This is a genomic window from Catenulispora rubra (genome assembly GCF_015356825.1).
Classification (GTDB): domain Bacteria; phylum Actinomycetota; class Actinomycetes; order Streptomycetales; family Catenulisporaceae; genus Catenulispora; species Catenulispora rubra.
This window is the reverse complement of sequence record NZ_JAACYW010000001.1, coordinates 178,795-198,970: the sequence shown is the minus strand read 5'-3', so window position 1 is coordinate 198,970 and position 20,176 is coordinate 178,795. Positions and strand designations below refer to the sequence as shown.

Here is a 20,176-nt window from a genome sequence, read left to right as displayed (position 1 = left end):
GCCGTTCGCGGTGCGCTGTGGCGCACCGCGGTTCCGGTCAGTCGCCGACGAGGACGGCCTCCCACTCCTTTTCCGGGTCGAGGGGCTGGTCCGGCCGGTCGCGTTTGAACTCCGCGGCCTGCTTCTCGACGTCCGGCAGTCTTCTGCCCGGTGCGGCGAAGCCGCGGAACAGCGTCGTGCAGTACTCGCGGGACAGGAAGTCGGCATCCCACCGGCCGTCCGGCCGCAGCCACTGGTACGTGTGGTTGTGCATGTTGAGGAACTGCAGGGTGGCCAGGCGTGTGTCGAGCTCCCGGAACGTGCCCAGCTCCACGGCCTCGGTGAGCAGGTCGGTGATCATCTGCTCGAAATCGGTGCGCTGGCCGAGCAGGGTCTCCAGGTGCTCGCCACTGAGGCTGCGGTAGTCGTGCTCGTAGACCCAGATGTGGTCGAGCCGGTGGAAGATGATCTCCAGCAGGGCCTCCGACAGCAGTCGGAGGCGGAGCAGCGGATGCGCGTCGAGCTCGGCGATCTGCCGCGCCCGGACCAGCAGGGGGCGCATGACCCGCGACTGGATCTCGACGAGCAGGTTCTCCTTGGACTGGATGTAGTAGTACAGCGCGCCTCTGGCGAGCCCGACGGCCTGGCCCAGGTCGCTGACGGAGGTCGCCTCGTAGCCGTGGCGGGCGAATAACTCGGCGCCGATGTCGATGATCTTCTGGCGCCTGATCTCGAATCCCGGTCCGTGGCCCGGTGGTCGTGGCATCGGCTGTCTCCGCGGGGTTCGGGTGGGTTCCGGCAGTTGGTTGGACCAAACGGTACATGAAATCTGATCGCGGGTGGCGCGCGCGGCGCGGTGCCCGCGCGAGCATTGCGAGGACGCATGACCCAGCCATCGCAGCCCGCCGACATGGAGCTGCTGGAGATGTACCGCCGGATGCGGCGGATCCGGCGCTTCGAGGAGCGGGCGTCCGACCTCTACAAGGCCACCGAGATCCCCGGCTTCCTGCACCTGTCGATCGGGCAGGAGGCCAGCGCGGTCGGTGCCTGTTGGCCGCTGACCGAACGGGACGGGATCACCTCCACTCACCGCGGCCACGGCCATGTCCTGGCCAAGGGCCTGGACACGGCGTCGATGATGGCCGAGCTTATGGGCAAGGACGCGGGGACCTGCCACGGCCGCGGCGGTTCGATGCACATCGCGGATCCGGGCCTCGGGATCTATGGAGCCAACGGCATCGTCGGCGCCGGCCTGCCGATCGCCGGCGGGGTCGCGACCGCGGCCAAGTTGCGGGGCGCCGGCGACGTGGTGGTGGCCTTCTTCGGCGACGGCGCGGTGGCGCAGGGCATGTTCCACGAGGCGGTCAACCTCGCCGCGGTGTGGGACCTCCCGGTCGTCTTCTTCTGCGAGAACAACCACTACTCCGAGTTCTCTCCCGCCTCGACACAGCACCGGGCCTCGCTTTCCGCCCGAGCCGCCGGGTACGGCATCGCTTACGAACACGTCGACGGCAACGATGTCGTCGCGGTTGCGCAGACCATGGGCGAGATCGTGAGGCGGCTGCGCGGTGGTGGCGGTCCGGTCTTGGTGGAGGCTGAGACCTACCGCTGGCACGGGCACTACGAAGGCGATCCTGAGCGGTACCGCTCACCGGAGGAGGTCGCGGCCGCGAAGGAGCGCGACCCGCTGCTGATTGCTCGCCGTCGCCTCGAAGCCGTCGGCGTGGGCGTCTCGCTCGTCGACGCTGTCGACGAGGAGATCGACAAGGAGATCGAGGCGGCGATCGACTGGGCGAGGGGGATGCCGGAGCCTGCCGTCGAGAGTCTGTACGACTACGTGTCGGCACCGCGACCGGCGATTCCCGAGCCCGCGCCGGTGCCGGCCGACGCCGAGATCTTCCGTTCCATGGACGCCGTGCGACTGGCCCTGGAACACGAACTCGCGGCCGATCCCGACGTCTTCATCGCCGGGATCGACGTCGGTGACGGCGGCAACGTCTTCGGCCTCACGCGCGGGCTGGCGCACGCCTTCCCGGGCCGGGTCCGCGATACGCCGATCAGCGAGAGCGCCATCCTCGGGGCCGCGGTCGGTGCGGCCATGGCCGGCATGAAGCCGGTCGTGGAGGTCATGTACATGGACTTCATCGGCGTCTGTCTGGACATGCTGCTCAACCAGGCGGCCAAGCTGCGCTTCATGACCGGGGGCCGGGCCTCGCTTCCGCTGGTGGTGCGTACCCAGTTCGGCGCGGGTCGCTCGTCCGGCAGCCAGCACTCGCAGAGCCTTGAGGCGCTGCTCGCTCACATACCGGGGCTGACCGTGGTGATGCCGTCCAACCCGGCCGACACCTATGGCCTGCTGCGCGCCGCGATCCAGGACCCCAACCCGGTGGTGTTCGTCGAGAACCGGCTGCAGTACGGCTTCAAGGCTCCTCGGCCGCCGGTCGACCACCTGGTTCCGTTGGGCAAGGCCAAGGTGGTCCGGGAGGGCGCCGACGTCACGCTCGTCTCATGGTCGCGGATGGTCCAGGACTGCTTGCGCGCCGCGGAGCAGCTCGCCGGCGAGGGCGTCAGTGTCGAGGTGATCGACCTGCGCACGATCTCGCCGCTGGACCGCGAGACCGTCCTCGCGTCCCTCGCCAAGACCAGCCGCCTCGTCATCGTACACGAGGCGGTACGGGACTTCGGCGTCGGCGCCGAGCTGGCCGCGATGGCGGTCGACGAAGGGTTCTGGCACCTGGACGCGCCGGTCACCCGTGTGGCGCCGCCGGCGACACCCGCTCCCTACGCGCCTTCGCTGGAGCGGGCGTGGCTTCCGTCGGTCGACACCATTGCCGAGACCGTGCGGCGGATCGCCGCCGTCTGATGGCACTACGGGCGACGATGACTGGAGCCGATATAGGCTTCGCTATGTAGTTTTGAGTAGGCCCACGGAATGGGTATGCGCTGACCCTCGAAATTTCTGTAGCTGTAATCTGGGGAAATAACGGAAGAGACCGAGTCCAAGCGGAAGATCGCGCAGGTCTTCACCTCTTCTGGTTTGAGATCACGGATGATCTTGACTGCGGCGGCCATGTTGGCGCCAGTAAAGAGGTGGTTGTCCACGATCAATACGCGGCGCCCCTTGAGAGTGGGCGGCAGGCCGCTGGTGTCCAGCAATGGCTCGCCGGCTCGGGCTCTGCCTGCGGTTGGGGCATCGATGAAATACAGTATCTTGATTCCGAGATTCAGAGCCAGCACTGCCCCGGGGACGGCCCCGTCTCCCAGTGCGACGATGGCATCAGGTGGCGGGTTCTGGTGCTGAATTTGCGCGGATACGTCCTCGATGCCTCGCAGGGCGATTTTCCAGGTGTACCGTTTCTTGAGTGAAACGGTGACGCCGAAAAGCGTCGAAACTCCAATCACGAGGCCTGCTATGCCAACTACAAAGGAGATCGTTTCCAACGCCATCCCCCGCATATCGCTCGAGGCTCGGGTCGCACTGAACACGGATCCCATGCCCGATTTCTCTAGTGATCGAACGCCTCGCCGGTGGTCTCAGGCGCGCGTGGGCTACGGCCGGCACATTTGGAGTTGCGCGGCACACCGTGGCGGGAGGTACTGCGGCGGCTTCGCTGATCAGCCCATGTAGTCGCTTCATGGAGTGGAACGCGGGCCAGAGCCAGGCGAAGACGCCGCAAGCACGTCAGACGGTTGCGACCGGTGTGAGTGGGCTGCCCTGGACACCGGGGAGGCGCAGCGGGGGAGCGGTCAGCAGGAACCGGCTGCGGCTGTGTTCCCGCAGCCAGGTGGCGAGGTCGTGCAGGTACCACAACTCGCCGAGCGCGACGCCGAGCTTGAACAGGCAAAGGTGGTGGATCGGCAGCAGCGTGTGTCGCTCCCGGTTCCGGTCCGGGACCAGCCCCTCGACCGCGTAGTTGTCCGCCACGAGCGCCGAGATCTGCGACTCGGCGATCCAGTCCAGCAGCGCTGGGTCGTGGGAGTCGAGGTAGGGGGCCGTGGCGTGGATGGCCACGGGATCGGGGTCGCGGCCCCAGGCGAGGACCTGGGTGGCGAAACCGGTGTGCAGGAGGAGGACGTCGCCGGGCTCGACGACGACGTCGTCCGCGGCCATTATCTCCAGGAGGGTCTTGAGGTTGACCGGCTGCCACTGCGAACCCAGGTGGTGGGCCAGGTCGACCAGCACGCCCCGGCCCTGGACCCCGTGTGCCGCCATGTGCTCCAGGCCGAGGTGGCGCGCGAAGCTGAGGCTTCCGCTGCCGTCTCCCTTGGCGTCCTCCTGCGGGCCGACGATGTCGGTGCCGGCCCGGAAGCCGTTGTAGTAGACCGGCTCGTCGACGCCGTCGCCGTCGGCGTCGAACTCGGCACCTTGGTGGGCCAGCGAATCCCACTGGGTCGAGTACTGCAACCACAGGGTCACCACGTCGTCGGACCAGACGTCGATGAGGCTCGGCGCGATCGACTCGCGGGCGATGACGTTGTAGAAGGTGTCCTGCTTGTACTGCAGGTCCTCCGTGGGCCTGAGGATCGGCGGGTAGCGACGCTGATTCAGGGCTGTCCCGCCGGGATAGTCCAGCGGCAGGCTCAGGCTGAAGGCGATCCCGTGCTGAACTTCGCGGACGCCCTGGAGAACCTTCTCGGGGGTCATGAGGTTGATGCGCCCGAGCTCGTCGTCCTCACCCCAGTCGCCCCACGTCGATCCCGGCGGACGCTGCTGCCAACGCTTGGTCACGGTCGAGCCTCCTCTTGGCGCGGGTCGTCGCCGACCGGCTCCGGCAAGCCATTGTGATGTCTTGGCAACGAATATTAGACTGACTGGTCGAAATATCAAATGACCTCGGAGGGGCCATGACTGAGTCCATAGAAGTGTCGGTCGCCGTGGGCGTGCGGGCGGCCGTTGCCGCGTACGCGCAGGCGCTGGACGCCGGACGGACCGACGACCTGGTCGAACTGTTCACGCCGGACGGTGTCTCGGACATAGCCGGCATCGGCGTGTTCGAAGGGCGCGAGGCGCTCCGTGCCGCCTACGCCGGCTTCGCGCCGAAGCGCCCGCAGCTGCACCTCGTGTCCAACACCGTCGTCACCTCATGGACCGAGAGCGAGGTGACGGCGGTCAGTGACCTGGCGTTCTTCCTGCGCGGCAAGTCTGGATGGGCGGTGCAGGCCGTCGGGCGTTATGACGACACCCTGCGCCTTCACGAGGGCGTGTGGCGGTTCCAGCGAAGAGTTACGACTTTTCTGCCCTAGATGCTGATGAAGACCTTGGCTTCTGACGTCGTCGTTTCGTCGGAGGGGTCAGACTGCTGTTTGTCCGGGGGAGTGGACCGCTGAGCTGGTCGAGTTCGATGTGTGGTCACGTGCCCGGGGGCTGACCCGAGCTGGGGGAGTGTGCTCGCATTGCCGCCCGAGCATCGGGAGCAGCTGTTCCCGGCGTTGATGTTCGCCGACGCGTTGGGACGGTCGTGGCTTCCGGGCGGTCCAATCGTTTCTTCGCCGTATCGCATGAGGCTATTCGGAAGTCGGGCATAAGCCCTCACCTAGTCGCCGGGAACATCGCCAGACCTGAAGTTCCTTTGCGAGCCTGGACGTCGGGGAAGCCCGTGCCGCCGCGGGTTTGATCAGGCGGCCCGCCCGGCCGAACGGAACTCGGTCGGCGTGACGCCGTACGCGCGGCGGAAGGCTCGAGTGAAGGTCGTGGTGTCGGTGAAGCCGCACGATGCCGCGACCGCGGCGACGCCGGACTCGCGGCGGCGCGGGTCACCGAGCGACTGCCGGGCCCGCTCCACCCGCTGCTCGCGGATGTACGCGGCCGGCGAGGTACCGAGATCGCGGAAGAGCGACGTCACGTAACGTACCGATACGTGATGCCGGTCGGCGATCGTGCCCGGTCCGAGCGCGGGATCGGCAAGGTTTTCACTGATGAATGCACGCATCATCAGCAGCAGGGCCTCTCGGCCCGCTGCCTGAGGGGCCGCGGCGCCGCTTGCTGACCGGAGCGCTGTCGCCAGCAGCTCGCCGGCCGTATGCGCGAGTTCGGCGCGCTGCAGCGGGTCGTGAAGTTCGTCCTCGACCTCGGCGAGCTCCCGAAGGAATGCGGAGAGCACGCGCAGCGTGGGATCCGCCATAGGCAGCGGTCGTAGACACATCTTGCTGGCATCGCCGAACCAGTGCCCGACCTCCTCGTGCGAGACCTTCAAGACTGTCTGGCCGACCGGCGTGGGCCACCTGAACCGATACGGGCGTGAGGCGTCCCACAGCACAGCCTGCCCCGCAGGGACCTCGGCGGAGCGTCCGTCCTGCTCCACCAGGCCGGCGCCGCCCCGCTGGTGCAGCACGAGCATGTAATCGGACCTCGGGGCCCCGGACACATGCTGTCGTGAGCGCAGAACGTCCATCGGTTTCGACACCAGCCGGGCCATGGCCGTCGTCGGCGAATAGACGGTGGTGTCCACGGTCCCGCGGAAGTCGGACGCGACACTGTCGATACCGCAAGGCGCGAAACTATCACTGCAGATCTGCGCCCATTCCTCGGCGCTCGCGGCGGTGAGAGTACTCATGCCGCAAGGATCCGTAGCGTCGGTTTCGGCCGTGTGAACGAATTGTTCCGCGGACTTTGCGTCATGCGCGGTGCCGCTCAGCGTGCCCAAAAAGCCGACGCAACCGTGCCCGCAACGCCGGTTCCCACTTGACGGCCGCGGTTACCTTTCTGGCCACAGCACTCGCAGCCAGCAGTGGGCGGCTCCCGCCCACACCGAAAAGGAGCGACATCGTGAGCAAGCCCGAGTTCTTCGTCACGCCCGGCTATGGCGAGCGCAAACTGGAGCTCTTCCACTATTCGCAGGCCGTGAGAGTCGGAAACCGGGTGGAGACCGCCGGGCAGGGCGGCTGGAACGACGACGACGAGTTCCCTGAGGGCATTGCTGACGAGATCGCTCGGGCGTTCGAGAACGTCGAGCAGACTCTGGCCCTCGCCGGCGCGGACTGGCAGCACGTAGTCCATGTGAACTCCTACCACTTGCCGCTCGACGAGACGGCAGTTCAAACGATGGCGGAGCGCTTCCGCCACTACCTACCGGGCCAGGCGCCCATCTGGACGTGCATCGGGGTGCCGGCCCTGGGCGACCCCAGGATGCGCGTCGAGATCCGTGTCACCGCGGTACTTCCGGAATGACAGCAGCGGAGCTTGCCATGACCGTGCCCCACACCGTCGTCTTCGCCACCCGCCGCAAAGCCGGCCTGACACGTGAGGAGTTCGCTGAGCACTACCGCAGCGTTCACGCGCCACTGGCGCGAAGGCTCCCGGGCCTCCTTGAGTACCGCCAGACTCTGCTGCGAGCGGACTATCAATGGCACGGTCAGCGGTGCGAATACGATGCCATTTCCGTCTATGTTTTCGAGAGCGACGAAGCCGCCGAGGCGGCCTGGACGTCTCCCGAAGGCGTCGCCGTCGACGACGACACGGGACTGTTCATCGACTGGGATACCGTCATCGCCTATCCCGGCACCGTCACTGACATTTATCGCCCTATGTGACATGCCTGGTGCTGCTCTGCACAACGGGAAGCAGAGCCGAACGCGGCATCAGACGGGCGCATCCCCACAGTCACCCACGGCTCGGGCGGCGCATGAACTCTGATACGCACGCCAACTCCCCTGATTAATCCGGGGTCGATCCTTGTATCCGCCACTCAGGAGACCCGCCATGTACGACGAACAGCAGAGCGAGACAGTCAACGGAAACACCCCAGGAACGCGCCGAGTCGAGACCCATTCCACGGACTACATCCCGGGAAATGAGCGCCACGGCACCGTGTGGCAGCAGGCACCGTTCTGGTTCATGATCAACGCAAACGTCACCACGGCCCTCACCGGTGTCATCGGTGCGGGTCTTGGCCTGGGCATCGTCTGGTCCTTGGTGGCGATCACGGCCGGGGGGTTGTTCGGCACGTTCTTCACGGCGTTCCATGCAGCTCAGGGCCCTCAGCTGGGCCTGCCCCAGATGATCCAGTCCCGGGTGCAGTTCGGCAGCCGAGGTCTGGTCGTGCCGTTGGCAGTGGTGGTTCTGATCCAGTGCGGCTTCGGCGTGTTCTTCGTCATCCTCGGCGCGAACTCGCTGTCCGGCATGACCACGCCCCACAACGGTCCTTACGAGGTGCTCATCTGTTCAACGGCTGCGGTCATCGCCATTATCGGACACGACCTGGTGCACCGCGTGCAGCGCTATCTGTCGATCCTGGTACTTGTCACTTTCGCCCTCGTGACGGTCGGAGTGCTCAGCGAGGTGGACCTGGGCGGACTGGTCGGCGCCGGGGGCTTCGCGTGGACGGCGTTCCTCGCCCAGTTCGGCGCTTCGGCCGCCTACCAGATCGCACTCGCGCCCATGGTCTCCGACTACACACGCTACCTGCCGAAAGAGACAGGTACGAGGCGGGTGGTCGCCATGGTCTTCCTGGGCTCCCTGGGCTCCGCGACATGGCTCGAGATGCTCGGCGCCACCGTAACCACTGCGCTGCCGCACATGGATACGGTGGAGGCGATCCGGCATTACGGGGACGCATTCATCGGCGGCCTGGGCTGGATCACCCTCGCCGTCACGCTGTTCTCGGTGATCGGTGTGCTGCCGACGACCTTTTACAGCGCGGCCATCAACGCTCTCAGCATGGTGGACGCCTTCCGCCCGCTCCGGCCTTCGGCACGATCGCGCGTCCTGGTCATCGCAGCGCTGACGGCCCTCACCTATCTCGCCACCGTCGGGATCCCCGACCACTACCTGAACAGCTTCTCCAGCTTCCTTTCCTTGCTGGCCTACCTGCTGGTTCCGTGGACCGCGGTCAACCTGGTCGACTTCTATCTGATCCGGCACAGTTCCTACGCCATCAGCGAGATACTCGCCCCTGGTGGCGGTGTCTATGGCCGGTGGGGCGTGCGGGGACTCGGATCGTACGCGATCGGGCTCGCCGTGATGGTGCCGTTCTTCTCCACCTCCTTGTTCACCGGCCCGGCCGCCCGCGCGCTGGGCGGCGCTGACATCTCGCCGCTGATCGGGCTTCCCGTCTCCGCGCTGCTGTACTGGCTGCTCATGCGCGGCGCAGACCTTTCGGCGGAGCGCGACGCCATCGTGCGTGACCCCGAGCGCCTTTTGGCTTTGCACGACAGGGCGGCCGTCCCGGTGCTCGGGACCTTTGTCCCGGCAGCTCCCGGGCAAGCCACCGCGTGACAGCAGGGCCCAGGCCCCACCGAGCCGGCCCTGCACGCCCGAATCACCGGCCAATCCGAAGCATCCTGCACCGAGCGAGGTACAGAACCATGGCAGTCGACGACTCTTCCACGGACCCGGCCCGCCGACCGCTACCGGCGCTTAGCCTGCGCCACGTCAGCAAATCCTTCGCCGGTCAGCGGGCACTCGCCGATGTGTCCTTCGACGTCCCCCGCGGGGAAATCACCGCGCTGCTGGGCATGAACGGCTCGGGCAAGTCGACGCTGATCAAGATCCTGGCAGGTGTGTACGAGCCCGACCCCGGCGGCATCCTGCACGTGGCGGGCGAGCCGGTGACCCTGCCGATGCGGCCGGCCCAGGCGCACGCCCACGGCCTCCGCTTCCTGCACCAGGACGTCGGTCTCGTCGGGGCGCTGTCCATCGCGGACAACTTCGCCCTGGCGGAAAGATTCCGTACCCGGGGCCCGTTCATGGCGATCGACCGCCGGGCGCAGAACCGGCACGTCGCACGGGCGCTGGCGTTCTTCGGGATCGACCGGGACGCGGCGAGTCTGGTCTCGGCGCTGGATCCGACGACCCGGACCATGGTCGGCGTGGCGCGGGCCTTCCAGGACCAGGACGACTCCGCACAGTCGGCCGAGGCAAGTTTCCGCAAGAACATCCTCGTCCTCGACGAACCGACCGCCTCTCTGCCCGCAGAAGAGGTCGGCACCGTCCTGAGGACTCTGGAGCGCCTGCGGGCCGCCGGTGGCACGGTCATCTACGTCAGCCACCGTACCGACGAGGTACGCCGTATTGCCGACCGGCTGCTCGTCCTGCGCGACGGGCGCCTCGTCGCCGACCAGGAGTCGCAGGGACTCAGCTCCGCCGCGATCGTCTCCCTCGTCATCGGTCGTACCTTCACTCCGGAGGCGAGGGCCGAACGTCCCCAGGTCCAAGCGGACCGTGATGCCGCGCTGACCGCCGACGGCCTGTCGGGCCGGAGACTGAGAGACGTCGGACTACAGGTCCGTGCCGGAGAGATCCTCGGTGTCGCAGGGCTGGTCGGTTGCGGTCGTAGCGAACTCATCCGGATCCTTGCCGGCGCCGAGCAACCCACTGCGGGCCGGATGACTGTCGACGGCAAGCCGTACGCCCCCGAGGCGCCCGCCGACGCTTTGGCCCGCGGCGTCTCCTGCGTACCGCAGAACCGGCACGTCGACGGCTGCGTGCTGCCGATGACCGTACGAGAGAACCTTTCTCTGGGACGGCTGCGCAGTTTCGTCACCGGCGCAGGCACGCTTCGTGCGGACGCGGAGCACGCCGATGCAGCCCGGTTGATCGCTGACTACTCGGTCAAGCCGGCCGACTCCGCGCGGCCGATCGCCACATTGTCCGGAGGCAACCAGCAGAAGGTCGTGGTGGCTCGCGCGGCGAGCCGCCGAGGCCGGGTCCTGCTGCTCGACGAACCCACCCAGGGTGTCGACGCCCTGGCCAAACAGGAGATCGCGACCTCGATCAGAGCGTTGGCATCCGGCGGCACAGCTGTGCTGCTCGCCTCCAGCGACTTCCAAGAACTCGCAGCCCTGTGCGACCGGGTGTTGGTTCTGGACCGGGGTGCGCAGGTCGCCCTGGTCGAAGGCGACGACATCAGCGAGGAGCGGCTCACGCTCCTGTCCACCAGGGCTCACGCACCGGCCCACCTGAAGGAGCCCACATGACAACGTCGGCCACATCCGCGGCATCCACTGCATCGCAGCAACCAGATCTGCCGGAGCAGGCCCCGTCCCCGCCGCCACGCACCTGGCGTACAGCCGCGAGCGGTGCGGTGTCCGGCTACGGCGCCCTGATCTTCCTCGCTCTACTGGTCGCGACGTTTTCCGTGGCGGCTCCCGATACCTTTCCCACCTGGGACAACGCCAAGGCGGTCCTCGCCGACCAGTCCATCCCCGGGATCCTCGCCCTGGCTGCGATCCTCCCGCTCGCGGCGGGCGAGTTCGACCTGTCCCTCGGCGCGATCCTAGGGTTCAGCGCGATCTTCTCCACCTGGGCCTCCAACGCGGGACTGCCATGGCCGCTCGTCGCCCTGCTCACCTTGCTGGTGGGCTGCGGAACCGGTTTCCTCAACGCGTTCCTGGTGGTCAAGGTCGGAGTCAACGCGTTCATCGCGACACTGGGCGTCGGCACACTGCTCGCCGGCGGCAACCTCATCCTCACCAACAGCTCCCTGCTGACCCTGAATTCGGGCTCGTTCGCCGATCTGACCATTACCAAGCTCGGCGGCGTACAGACTGTCCTCGGCTACTTCCTCGCCCTGGCCGTGGCGCTCTGGTTCGCGATGGAGCGCACACCGTTCGGCCGCTATCTGCGCGCCACTGGCATGGGACGGGACGCGGCTCGACTTAGTGGAGTGCGCACCGGCCGCTATCTGACCACCGCGTTCGTCGCCGCAGGAGCGCTCGCCGCCATCGCGGGCCTCCTGCAGGCGTCGAGATCGGGCAGCGTGCCACCGGGTATCGGACCGGACTTCCTGCTCCCCGCCTACGCCGCGGCCTTCCTCGGCGGCACCACGATCAAGGCAGGCTACTTCAACGTCTGGGGCACTGTGGTCGGCGTTTTCCTGCTGGCGGTCGGCTCCAACGGTCTGACTCTTCTCGGTGCCCAGACCTGGGTGACCAACATCTTCAACGGAACGGCCCTCATCGTCGCGGTCGCCGCCTCGGTACTCCTCGCTCGCAGCCGGGCCACCCACACCTCGTCCTGACCCCAGTCGGCTTCCATCGCCCCAATCCAAGGAAACAACCATGACCGCTCTCAGATCACGCGCGCTCACCGTCCTGCTCGGCGTCTCGCTGTCCGCCGCATTGCTCGCCGGCTGTTCCAAGACGGACAGCAGTGCCTCCGGATCCTTTTCCGCCGCCGGACTACAGGCGGCGACGGACTACGTCGGAAAGTACCGAGCCGACGTGACGTCCGCCAGCCTGCCCGCCTCGTCTCCGCCCGTCGCGCCGGGACGTTTGATCGTGACGATCCCGTGCAGCTACGCAGCCGAGAACTGCAAGCGCGGAGTCGACGCCTTCGCCGAAGCCGCCAAGGCGGTCGGCTGGGAGACCAAAATGATCGACCCCGCCGGTGATCCCGACAAGGGACGCGCGGCCGTGCAAACCGCGATCCGGCTCAAAGCCAACGGGATCTTCTTCTTCTCCGGCAACGGCGATCAGCTCAAGCCCGCCCTCGACGATGCCCGTGCCGCCGGCCTGGCACTCGTCGACGCACAGGGAGGCCCCTTCAAGCAGGGGCAGTTCGACACCACGGTGGAACCCGACGCCTACGACTACGGCATGGTGATGGGTGCCCAGATGACAGTAGCGACCAAGGGCAAGGGCAAGATCCTGCTGGTCAACGATCCCGAATTCCCCTCCGTCGTGCAGTACCACGAGGGCGTTCTGGCGGCGCTGAAGAAGTACTGCCCCGGATGTAAGGTCACGGACGACATCCACTTCCAGATCGCCGGCCTGTCGACGACCCTGCCCACCCAGTTCCAGGCGGCACTCGCCGCACACCCCGACACCGACATGGTCTGGGCCGCCTACGACGCCGCGGCCACCGCCGTCATCCCCGTCATCCAGCGCAGCACCAACGGCGACAAGATCCAGTTGGTCTCCTCCGACGGCAACGCCGCGAACCTCGACGACGTCAAGAAGGGAAAGGTGCAGACCGCCGACGTCGCCACATCGACCGAATGGAACGCCTATCAGGCACTGGACGAGATGAACCGGATCTTCAACAAGGAGAGCGTGCCGCTCACCGTCACCAGCCCATTCAAGCTGATCACTGGGGACAACCTCACGACTGTCCCCTGGAACGGCGACGTGGACTGGCGGGGTACATACCTCAAGCTGTGGGGCCGGACAGGCTGAACCCCTTCGGCTAGAAGCGCAAGGCGTAGGAGATCTCTGGGGCTTAGGGACCGCGGTGTTCGGATACCTTCGTGAAGACGAACGCCGAGTAGTCGCTCTCGACGGCTCCAGCGATCACCTTCTGCAGGTTCCGCCGCCCCTTCGGATTCAACAGCTGCGCGACAGGCTTGCCGGGGATGTTGGCTCCGTAGAAGTAGCTGCTCTCCAGGAAGGGGGACTGTGAGCCGGAGTCGTTGACCATGTCGGTCCACTTCTCCTCGGCAGCGGGGTCCGTCTCGATGACGTCCTGACCGTGGTCGCGGGTGCGAACGAGCGCGTCGGTGACGAAGTCCACCTGGTCGCTGGAGTACCGCGGGTTGTTGCCCATCGCGCCGTGCGGTCCGCCTGGGAAGAAGAAGTTCGGGAAGCCGGCGGCTGCGACGCCGAGATAGGTGCGTGGGCCGTCCGCCCAGTAGTCCTCGAGGGCGAGGCCTTGCCGCCCGCGCACGCCCAGCCGCTTCAGCGCACCGGTGCCGAAGTCGTAGCCGGTGGCCCAGATGATGATGTCGATGTCCTGCACGCCGTCGGCTGTTTCGATTCCCGACTCGGTGATGCGGACGATCGGTGTCTCCCGGAGCGAGACCAACGAGACGTTCGGCTTGTTGTACGTCTCGAAGTAGCGGGTACCGAAGGGTGGCCGCCGCCCGGCGTAGCCGTGGTCCTTGGGTATCAGCTTGTCCGCGGTCTCGGGGTCTTCCACGATGCCGCGGATCTTCCCGGCGATGAACTCGCACCACTCGGCGTTCGCGACGGGATCGGTGAGCAGGTCGACGTAGTGTTCGGTCAGCTTGGTGAAGCCTGGGCTATTCCACATCTTCTCGTAGAACTGCTGCCGCTGTTCCTCGCTGTCCTGGTGGGCCTTGCGCAGGTTGGCGGTGTGGAGGAACCCGCTCGGCGAGCTGCCCAGCGTCTCGCGGATGGTCTCGTAGTCCGCCTTGAGGGCCGACTGCTCCTCGGCAGTGATCGGCGCGTTGTTGAGCGGCGTGCACCAGTCCGGGGTCCTCTGATAGACCGTGAGCGAGGCCACCTCGTCGGCGATGGCAGAGACGATCTGCACGCCGCTGGATCCGGTGCCGACGAGGGCCACGCGCTTGCCGGTGAAGTCGATGGGGGTCGTCGGCCAGCGGCCGGTGTGGTGTTGCTCCCCTCGGAAGTGCTCCTGCCCGGGAACCTCCGGGATGAACGGCACCGAGAGGATGCCGGTCGCCGCGATGAGGAAGCGTGCGCGCACCGAGGTGCCGTCGTCGGCCTGTATGGTCCACGTCCCGGCCGGCTCGTCGTAGACGGCTGACGTCACCTTGGTGTTGAAGTGGATGTCGCGCCGCAGGTCGAAGCGGTCGACCACGTAGTTGAAGTAGCGCTCGATCTCGGGCTGTCCGGCGAACCGCTCCGACCACTCCCACTCCTCCCACAGCTCCTTCGAGAACAGGTAGCCGTAGGTGTAGCTCTCGGAGTCGAAGCGCGCCTCGGGATAGCGGTTCCAGTACCAGGTGCCGCCGACCCCGGCGCCGGCTTCGAGCAGTCGCACCGAGAACCCGGCTTCGCGGGCTCGGTACAGCTGGTAGATCCCGGTGACGCCGGCTCCCAGGATCAGGACGTCGATGTCGACGTTGTTTCCAGCGCCGGTGTCCTTCGCCGCCTCGCTCATGTGCCCTCCAGGGTGGCCCGGGACCATCTCTCCCGGGTGGGATCGCGCAAAAATAGACCGACCGGTCGTTATAACGTCAGCGTAGAGGGGTCGACGGATCCGATCAATGGCCGCGCCGCGGTGTGCTGTGAGCTGGGTCTCCGTCCCCCGCATTGATTGTACCGACCGCTAGGTCTATTTTTCGTCTGACAGACATCGCACTCAAGCGGCAACGGAGTCATGCGTGAGGATCGAGGACGACGCCACGGGGATTCGCGGGGTTCTGCCATGACGGCCCCGGCCCGTGTGCTGGTGGTCGGTGCGTCCGCGGCGGGACTGGCCACCGCCGAGGCGCTGCGGCGCAAGGGATACGCCGGCGGGATCTCCGTCCTCGGCGACGAGGCGCACGCTCCCTACGATCGGCCGCCGCTGTCCAAGCAGGTGCTGTCCGGCGCGTGGGAGCCGGCGCGGGCCGTCCTTCGCCCTCCCGAAGCCCTGTCGGCGCTGGACGCCGAGTTCGTCCTCGGCGACTCGGCGATCGCATTGGACGTGGAGGCCCGGACCGTGCGCGTCAACAGCGGACGGGACCTGCAAGCCGACGCGATCGTCATCGCCACGGGAATGCGAGCGCGCAAGCTCCCCGGACAAGATCACCTTTCCGGCGTCCATGTGCTGCGCTCCCTCGACGACGCACTGGCCCTGCGACAGGCCTTGTCGGCCTGCTCGCAGCTGGTGGTCGTCGGTGAGGGCGTCCTCGGGGCCGAGATCGCGGCCACGGCGCGGACCTTGGGCCTGGACGTCACGATGACCGGACCGCAGTTGGCGCCGATGGCATTGCAGGTGGGCTCACTGGTGGCGGGAGTGCTGGCGGAGCTGCATACCGAGCGCGGCGTGAAGTTGCGGCTGGGGGACGGTGTCGCAGGGCTCGTCGGCGAAGAGGGCCGGGTCGCCGGTGTGCGGCTGGCTTCCGGTGCGGTTCTGCCGGCCGACGTCGTGGTGGTCGCGATCGGCGCCACTCCGACGACGGAGTGGCTGACGGACAGCGGTCTGCGTCTGGACAACGGCGTGGTCTGCGATTCGCGGTGCCGCGCGGCAGAGGGGATCTACGCGGTCGGCGACGTGGCCCGGTGGCACCACGAGCAGCTCGGCCGGTTGATCCGGCTGGAGAACCGGACAAACGTCACCGAGCAGGCCGATGCCGTCGCCGGCGCGATCCTCGGAGAAGACCGTCCGTACGTGCCGGTGCCGTACTTCTGGACCGATCAGTTCGACACGAAGATCCAGGTACACGGCGTGCTGCCGGTCGACGCCGAGGTGGACGTCGTCGAGGGCGATGTGGCGGCGCGGCGCTTCGTCGCGCGGTACCACAGCGGCGGCCTGGTCACCGGCGTCCTCGGCTGGAACATGCCCAAGCAGGCCCGCCTGTGGCGGCAGAAGGTCGTCGACGCGCTCCCCGCCCTGGCTCCCACCAACTGAACGATCAGGAGAGGTCTTATGAAGGTCGTCATCGACGAGGAGAAGTGCGTCGCGGCCGGGCAGTGCGTCTCGGCCGCCATGGACGTGTTCGACCAGCGTGACGAGGACGGCGTCGCCGTGCTGCTGATGGAGAATCCGCCGCCGGAGCGGGCCGACGACGTCCGCAACGCCGCGGTGATGTGTCCGGCGCTGGCGATTCGGATCGAGGAATAGCGTGCCCCCCACCATTTCTGGAGGAAAGACCATGGCTGACTCGGACACCGGCGCGACCGCCGCCGGCATAGCCGTTCCGGAGTACCCGACCCCCCGTTCCAGCCAGTGTCCGTTCGCCCCGCCGGCCGAGCTGCTCGAGCTGCGGGACGCGAAGCCCGTGGCGCGCGCCCGCATCTGGGACGGCAGCACCCCGTGGCTCGTCACCGGGCACGCCGCCCAGCGTGCCATTCTGACCGATCCGCGGGTGAGCACGGACGAGCACGTCCCCGGTTTCCCGTTCCCGACCCAGGCCATGGCCGAGACGGTCGCCCACAGGCCGCTGACCATCTTCAACGCGGACGGGGACGTGCACGCGCGGATCCGGAAGATGATGACGAGCCCGTTCACGCGCAACCGGATGGAGAAGCTCCGGCCGGCCATCCAGAAGTACACCGACCAGCTCATCGATCAGATGCTGGCAGGTCCCAACCCGACCGACCTGGTGACCACTCTGTCGCTGCCCCTGCCGTCGCTGATGATCTGCGAACTGCTCGGCGTGCCCTACAGCGACCACGACTTCTTCCAGGAACACGCTTCCGTGGCGACCAAGCGCGATGTGACCGCCGAGGAGAACGTCGCGTCCATGCAATCGCTCGGCGGTTACCTCACCCGGCTGCTCGAAGCCAGGATCGAGGAGCCGGGCGACGATGTGCTGTCAGACTTCGCCGCGCGGGTGAAGGTGGAGGAGCTGACCATCGCCGACGCCACGCTGCTGTGTATGGTGCTGTTGATCGCCGGTCACGAGACCAGCGCGAACATGATCACGCTGGCCACCGCGCTGCTGCTCGAAAGCCCGGAGCAGCTGGCGCTCCTGCAGACGGCGCAGAACCCGCAGTTCGTCGCGAACGCGGTCGACGAGCTGTTGCGCTACCTGACCATCGCACACCTCGGCCAGCGCCGGATCGCCCGCGAGGACATCGAGCTCGAGGGCGAGACGATCCAGGCCGGGGACGGCATCGTCGTCCCGCTGCCCGCCGGCAACTGGGATCCGGCGGCGTTCCCCGAGCCGGACCGTCTCGACCTCACCCGTGAGGCCCGGCACCACGTCGCCTTCGGCTGGGGCCCGCACCAGTGCCTGGGGCAGCAGCTCGCCCGGATCGAACTCCAGGTCGTCTACGGGACGCTCTACCGGCGCGTGCCGACTCTGCGCCTGGCGGTCTCCCGGGACGAGCTCGAGTTCCGGGGCGATTCGCTCGCCTACGGCGTCTACGAGCTGCCCGTGGCCTGGTAGCGCATCGGGGCCGGAAGGCGCCGGTCTCTGGACCAGCCGGTCCCTGGAACGTCAGCGCGCGACGAGGCGCGAAGTACGACGAGTGGCACGAGCGGGAGTCACCTATGAACGAGTTCGGTTTCGAAGGACGGGTCGCGGTCGTCACCGGCGGCGGCCGGGGCATCGGGCGCGCGTACGCCCGCCTCCTGGCCGAGCGGGGGGCGAAGGTCGTCGTCAACGACCTCGGCGGTTCGATCGAGGGCGAGGGCGCCGACAGTGGGCCCGCGCAGTCGGTCGTCGAGGAGATCGCCGCCGCCGGCGGCGAGGCGACGGCCGACACCAGCGACGTGTCGACGGTGAGCGGGGCCGAAGCGATCATCGAGTGCGCGCTCGACCGCTTCGGCCGGGTCGATGTGCTGGTCGCCAACGCCGGAATCATCCGGTGGGGCGGCCTGCCGGACGTCGATCTGGCGAATCTCAAGCAGCACCTCGACGTTCACCTGATCGGCTCGTTCAACACCCTGCGCGCCGCGTGGCCGCATTTCATCGAGCAGGGTTACGGCCGAGTCGTGCTGACGACCTCTACCGGCGTGTTCGGTCTCGAGAACAACCTGTCGTACGCCGCGGCGAAGGCCGGCGTGATCGGCCTGGCCCGCAGCGCGAGACTTGCCGGCGAACGCCATGGGATCAAGGTCAACGTGATCGCGCCGGCGGCGCAGACGCGCATGGCCGGGGGCGAGCCGTTGGGCGACGATGCCCAAGCTGTCCCCGGCCGCCCTTTCATGCCCTCGGATGCTGTGGCGCCGCTGGTGGGGTTCCTGGCGCATGAGAGCTGTCCCGTTAGTGGAGAGATCTATACGGCCGGCGCCGGCCGTTTCGCGCGGCTCTTCATCGCCTCGACAGATGGCTTCGTGCACGAGGATGGCCCAGCCACCGTCGAGGACGTCGCCGAACACTGGGACGCGATCAACGATGAGAAGGACTACTACGTCCCCTCGGATTTGATGGGGTGGTCCGGATCGTTTCTCAAGCACCAGCTCAGCGCTGGAACAGGGGCCCGATGATGCCGGCCATCGATCAGTTCCGCCGGGTCGAGCCCGCGACGCTGGCTGCTTTCGATCGGCTGCCGCGGTGGGATCCTTCGAGCATCGCGACGCTGCGGGCTTCCTACGCGGCGGTCAGCGCGCGACCGGTGCCTCCGGACCCGCGGGTCCAGCGCAGCGACGCGGTCATCCCGGGTTGTGACGGGCGGCCCGACGTGGCGGTCCGCTGGTACCGCCCGGTGGACGCCGGTGCCGGTGAAGCGTTGCCCTGCCTGGTCTGGCTCCACGGTGGCGCCTACGTCATGGGCAACCTGGCAGAGAACGACGACCGCCTGGACCGGATGGTGATCGAGCTCGGCTGCACGGTCGTCTCTGTCGACTGGCGCCTCGCCCCGGAGCACCCCTATCCGGACGGTCTGGACGACGCGGAAACGGTCTGGCGCCGCGTTGCCAAAGACCCGGCGGCGTTCGGCGTCGACGCGGAGCGGATGGTCGTCGGCGGGGCGAGCGCGGGCGGCGGCTTGGCGGCCGCACTGTGCTTGCGTCTCCGGGACGCCGGCGTGCCGCAACCACGACTGCAGCTGCTCGTCTACCCCATGCTCGACGACCGCGAGCTGACGGCGTCGATCCGCGCGAGCGAGGACCCGGGCCATTGGGGCCTGTGGCACCTGTCGGCGAACCGCTTGTGCTGGCAGGCGTATCTGGGCGGTCTCGCGGGCGGCGAGGTCCCACCGACCGCGGCGCCGGCGCGCGCCGAGGATCTGAGCGACTTGGCGCCGGGCTTCGTCGGGATCGGCGACGTCGACGCGTTCCTTGATGAGAGCGTCGACTACGCGGTGCGTTTGTCGCGCGCAGGCGTACCTGTGGAGCTGCACGTCTATCCGGGGGTTATTCACGGCGGGTTCGTCGCGCGCCCGAGTACGCAGCGGACTACGCAGTTCCTGAGCGACGTGTATGAGGCGCTGGCGACTGCGTTCGAGTAGAGGCGGTGGCCGTCCCGGAGCCGGTACGCCAGACTCGGGTTCCGTGCGCGACGATGATGAACCGGTGCCCGAACGCTTCCGTCCGGTCCTGGAGCAGATCGCCGAAAGAATCGCGGCGGGCGACTACGACTGCCTCACGCGGGACTTCTCTCCATACGCCGACGCTCCGGTCCACGACCTTGGCGTGTGGGCGCGCGATTATCCGGCCACCTTTGTGGCCTTTCCGCCGGAGGCATGGCAATACGCCCACGTGTTCCATGACCGCGAGCGTGGCGAATGGATGATCGACATCGAGCTGTGGTCTGTCGAGGAGGGCCGCAGCGACATGATGCTCGAGACCGTCATTCGCGAGCACGACGGCCAGGTCCAGGTCGAGATCAGAGATCTTCGCGTGCCGTAGTTCGGGCAGTACCTCCACGTCTCCGCTCAGGGCGAGTGCACGATACGTCCTGAG

The 20,176-nt window shown here is 67.5% G+C and carries 19 protein-coding genes; 14 read left to right on the top strand and 5 right to left on the bottom strand.

Annotation, left to right across the window (positions count from 1 at the left end; translation table 11 throughout):
• Positions 1-37: 37 nt before the first annotated feature.
• Positions 38-745 carry a TetR/AcrR family transcriptional regulator gene (locus tag GWK61_RS00905; RefSeq protein WP_194903841.1) on the bottom strand — a complete coding sequence of 236 codons (708 nt, stop codon included), beginning with the start codon at positions 743-745 and terminating at the stop codon, positions 38-40.
• A gap of 117 nt (positions 746-862) precedes the next feature.
• Between GWK61_RS00905 and GWK61_RS00900 the strand changes: the two genes are divergently transcribed.
• Positions 863-2,842, top strand: coding sequence for an alpha-ketoacid dehydrogenase subunit alpha/beta (locus GWK61_RS00900; protein ID WP_228561519.1), 1,980 nt, complete (start codon positions 863-865; stop codon positions 2,840-2,842).
• 5 nt (positions 2,843-2,847) lie between these two features.
• On the opposite strand, the gene GWK61_RS00895 is transcribed toward GWK61_RS00900, so the two are convergent.
• Together GWK61_RS00895 and GWK61_RS00890 are read right to left on the bottom strand one after the other, a co-directional pair.
• Positions 2,848-3,474 (bottom strand): phosphoribosyltransferase, encoded by a 627-nt coding sequence (locus tag GWK61_RS00895; RefSeq protein WP_194903840.1) that lies wholly within the window; start codon positions 3,472-3,474, stop codon positions 2,848-2,850.
• A 187-nt stretch (positions 3,475-3,661) separates the two neighbouring features.
• A complete protein-coding gene (locus GWK61_RS00890) occupies positions 3,662-4,708 on the bottom strand; it encodes a cyclase family protein (RefSeq protein ID WP_194903839.1) in 1,047 nt (348 codons plus the stop codon).
• Between the two features lie 116 nt (positions 4,709-4,824).
• Here GWK61_RS00890 and GWK61_RS00885 point away from each other — a divergent pair, with 116 nt between their 5' ends.
• On the top strand, positions 4,825-5,223 hold the full coding sequence (locus tag GWK61_RS00885) for a nuclear transport factor 2 family protein (RefSeq protein WP_194903838.1): 399 nt from the start codon (positions 4,825-4,827) through the stop codon (positions 5,221-5,223).
• A gap of 371 nt (positions 5,224-5,594) precedes the next feature.
• Here GWK61_RS00885 and GWK61_RS00880 read toward each other — a convergent pair whose 3' ends face one another.
• The gene (locus GWK61_RS00880; protein ID WP_194903837.1) at positions 5,595-6,533 is read right to left on the bottom strand and encodes a helix-turn-helix domain-containing protein; all 939 of its coding nucleotides are present in this window, start codon (positions 6,531-6,533) and stop codon (positions 5,595-5,597) included.
• Positions 6,534-6,745: 212 nt separating this feature from the next.
• Here GWK61_RS00880 and GWK61_RS00875 point away from each other — a divergent pair, with 212 nt between their 5' ends.
• The 6 genes from GWK61_RS00875 (at position 6,746) to GWK61_RS00850 (ending at position 13,092) form a co-directional block, all read left to right on the top strand.
• Complete coding sequence (locus GWK61_RS00875) at positions 6,746-7,147, top strand: Rid family hydrolase (protein ID WP_194903836.1); 402 nt, start codon at positions 6,746-6,748, stop codon at positions 7,145-7,147.
• 17 nt (positions 7,148-7,164) lie between these two features.
• On the top strand, positions 7,165-7,509 hold the full coding sequence (locus tag GWK61_RS00870) for an EthD family reductase (protein ID WP_194903835.1): 345 nt from the start codon (positions 7,165-7,167) through the stop codon (positions 7,507-7,509).
• A gap of 169 nt (positions 7,510-7,678) precedes the next feature.
• Entirely contained in the window at positions 7,679-9,193 is a 1,515-nt protein-coding gene (locus GWK61_RS00865) for a purine-cytosine permease family protein (protein WP_194903833.1), read from the top strand.
• An 89-nt stretch (positions 9,194-9,282) separates the two neighbouring features.
• Entirely contained in the window at positions 9,283-10,893 is a 1,611-nt protein-coding gene (locus GWK61_RS00860) for a sugar ABC transporter ATP-binding protein (RefSeq protein WP_194903831.1), read from the top strand.
• Positions 10,890-11,936 carry an ABC transporter permease gene (locus GWK61_RS00855; RefSeq protein ID WP_194903829.1) on the top strand — a complete coding sequence of 349 codons (1,047 nt, stop codon included), beginning with the start codon at positions 10,890-10,892 and terminating at the stop codon, positions 11,934-11,936. Before GWK61_RS00860 ends, GWK61_RS00855 begins: the two co-directional genes overlap by 4 nt.
• 40 nt (positions 11,937-11,976) lie before the next feature.
• Positions 11,977-13,092, top strand: coding sequence for a sugar ABC transporter substrate-binding protein (locus tag GWK61_RS00850; RefSeq protein WP_194903827.1), 1,116 nt, complete (start codon positions 11,977-11,979; stop codon positions 13,090-13,092).
• 43 nt (positions 13,093-13,135) lie between these two features.
• Here the strand turns inward: GWK61_RS00850 and GWK61_RS00845 are convergent, their stop codons facing one another.
• On the bottom strand, positions 13,136-14,779 hold the full coding sequence (locus tag GWK61_RS00845) for a flavin-containing monooxygenase (protein WP_194903824.1): 1,644 nt from the start codon (positions 14,777-14,779) through the stop codon (positions 13,136-13,138).
• Positions 14,780-15,046: 267 nt separating this feature from the next.
• Between GWK61_RS00845 and GWK61_RS00840 the strand changes: the two genes are divergently transcribed.
• The 6 genes from GWK61_RS00840 to GWK61_RS00815 all read left to right on the top strand — a co-directional run bounded on the left by GWK61_RS00840 (position 15,047) and on the right by GWK61_RS00815 (position 20,122).
• Complete coding sequence (locus GWK61_RS00840; protein ID WP_194903823.1) at positions 15,047-16,234, top strand: NAD(P)/FAD-dependent oxidoreductase; 1,188 nt, start codon at positions 15,047-15,049, stop codon at positions 16,232-16,234.
• Positions 16,235-16,252: 18 nt separating this feature from the next.
• The gene (locus GWK61_RS00835) at positions 16,253-16,447 is read left to right on the top strand and encodes a ferredoxin (protein ID WP_194903822.1); all 195 of its coding nucleotides are present in this window, start codon (positions 16,253-16,255) and stop codon (positions 16,445-16,447) included.
• 31 nt (positions 16,448-16,478) lie between these two features.
• Positions 16,479-17,717, top strand: coding sequence for a cytochrome P450 (locus GWK61_RS00830; RefSeq protein WP_194903821.1), 1,239 nt, complete (start codon positions 16,479-16,481; stop codon positions 17,715-17,717).
• Positions 17,718-17,821: 104 nt separating this feature from the next.
• Positions 17,822-18,760: an SDR family NAD(P)-dependent oxidoreductase gene (locus GWK61_RS00825; protein WP_194903820.1), complete on the top strand. Its 939-nt coding sequence runs from the start codon at positions 17,822-17,824 to the stop codon at positions 18,758-18,760.
• Complete coding sequence (locus tag GWK61_RS00820) at positions 18,760-19,722, top strand: alpha/beta hydrolase (protein ID WP_194903819.1); 963 nt, start codon at positions 18,760-18,762, stop codon at positions 19,720-19,722. The genes GWK61_RS00825 and GWK61_RS00820 overlap by 1 nt, the downstream gene beginning before the upstream one ends.
• A 43-nt stretch (positions 19,723-19,765) precedes the next feature.
• The gene (locus tag GWK61_RS00815) at positions 19,766-20,122 is read left to right on the top strand and encodes a DUF7668 domain-containing protein (RefSeq protein ID WP_194903818.1); all 357 of its coding nucleotides are present in this window, start codon (positions 19,766-19,768) and stop codon (positions 20,120-20,122) included.
• The last annotated feature ends 54 nt before the right edge of the window (positions 20,123-20,176 follow it).

Coding starts and splice junctions, on each gene's coding strand:
- GWK61_RS00825 (WP_194903820.1), top strand. CDS start 17,822: ATGAACGAGTTCGGTTTCGAAGGACGGGTCGCGGTCGTCACCGGCGGC.
- GWK61_RS00855 (WP_194903829.1), top strand. CDS start 10,890: ATGACAACGTCGGCCACATCCGCGGCATCCACTGCATCGCAGCAACCA.
- GWK61_RS00845 (WP_194903824.1), bottom strand. CDS start 14,779: ATGAGCGAGGCGGCGAAGGACACCGGCGCTGGAAACAACGTCGACATC.
- GWK61_RS00905 (WP_194903841.1), bottom strand. CDS start 745: ATGCCACGACCACCGGGCCACGGACCGGGATTCGAGATCAGGCGCCAG.
- GWK61_RS00865 (WP_194903833.1), top strand. CDS start 7,679: ATGTACGACGAACAGCAGAGCGAGACAGTCAACGGAAACACCCCAGGA.
- GWK61_RS00820 (WP_194903819.1), top strand. CDS start 18,760: ATGCCGGCCATCGATCAGTTCCGCCGGGTCGAGCCCGCGACGCTGGCT.
- GWK61_RS00835 (WP_194903822.1), top strand. CDS start 16,253: ATGAAGGTCGTCATCGACGAGGAGAAGTGCGTCGCGGCCGGGCAGTGC.
- GWK61_RS00840 (WP_194903823.1), top strand. CDS start 15,047: ATGACGGCCCCGGCCCGTGTGCTGGTGGTCGGTGCGTCCGCGGCGGGA.
- GWK61_RS00850 (WP_194903827.1), top strand. CDS start 11,977: ATGACCGCTCTCAGATCACGCGCGCTCACCGTCCTGCTCGGCGTCTCG.
- GWK61_RS00880 (WP_194903837.1), bottom strand. CDS start 6,533: ATGAGTACTCTCACCGCCGCGAGCGCCGAGGAATGGGCGCAGATCTGC.
- GWK61_RS00900 (WP_228561519.1), top strand. CDS start 863: ATGACCCAGCCATCGCAGCCCGCCGACATGGAGCTGCTGGAGATGTAC.
- GWK61_RS00895 (WP_194903840.1), bottom strand. CDS start 3,474: ATGGGATCCGTGTTCAGTGCGACCCGAGCCTCGAGCGATATGCGGGGG.
- GWK61_RS00870 (WP_194903835.1), top strand. CDS start 7,165: ATGACCGTGCCCCACACCGTCGTCTTCGCCACCCGCCGCAAAGCCGGC.
- GWK61_RS00885 (WP_194903838.1), top strand. CDS start 4,825: ATGACTGAGTCCATAGAAGTGTCGGTCGCCGTGGGCGTGCGGGCGGCC.
- GWK61_RS00830 (WP_194903821.1), top strand. CDS start 16,479: ATGGCTGACTCGGACACCGGCGCGACCGCCGCCGGCATAGCCGTTCCG.
- GWK61_RS00860 (WP_194903831.1), top strand. CDS start 9,283: ATGGCAGTCGACGACTCTTCCACGGACCCGGCCCGCCGACCGCTACCG.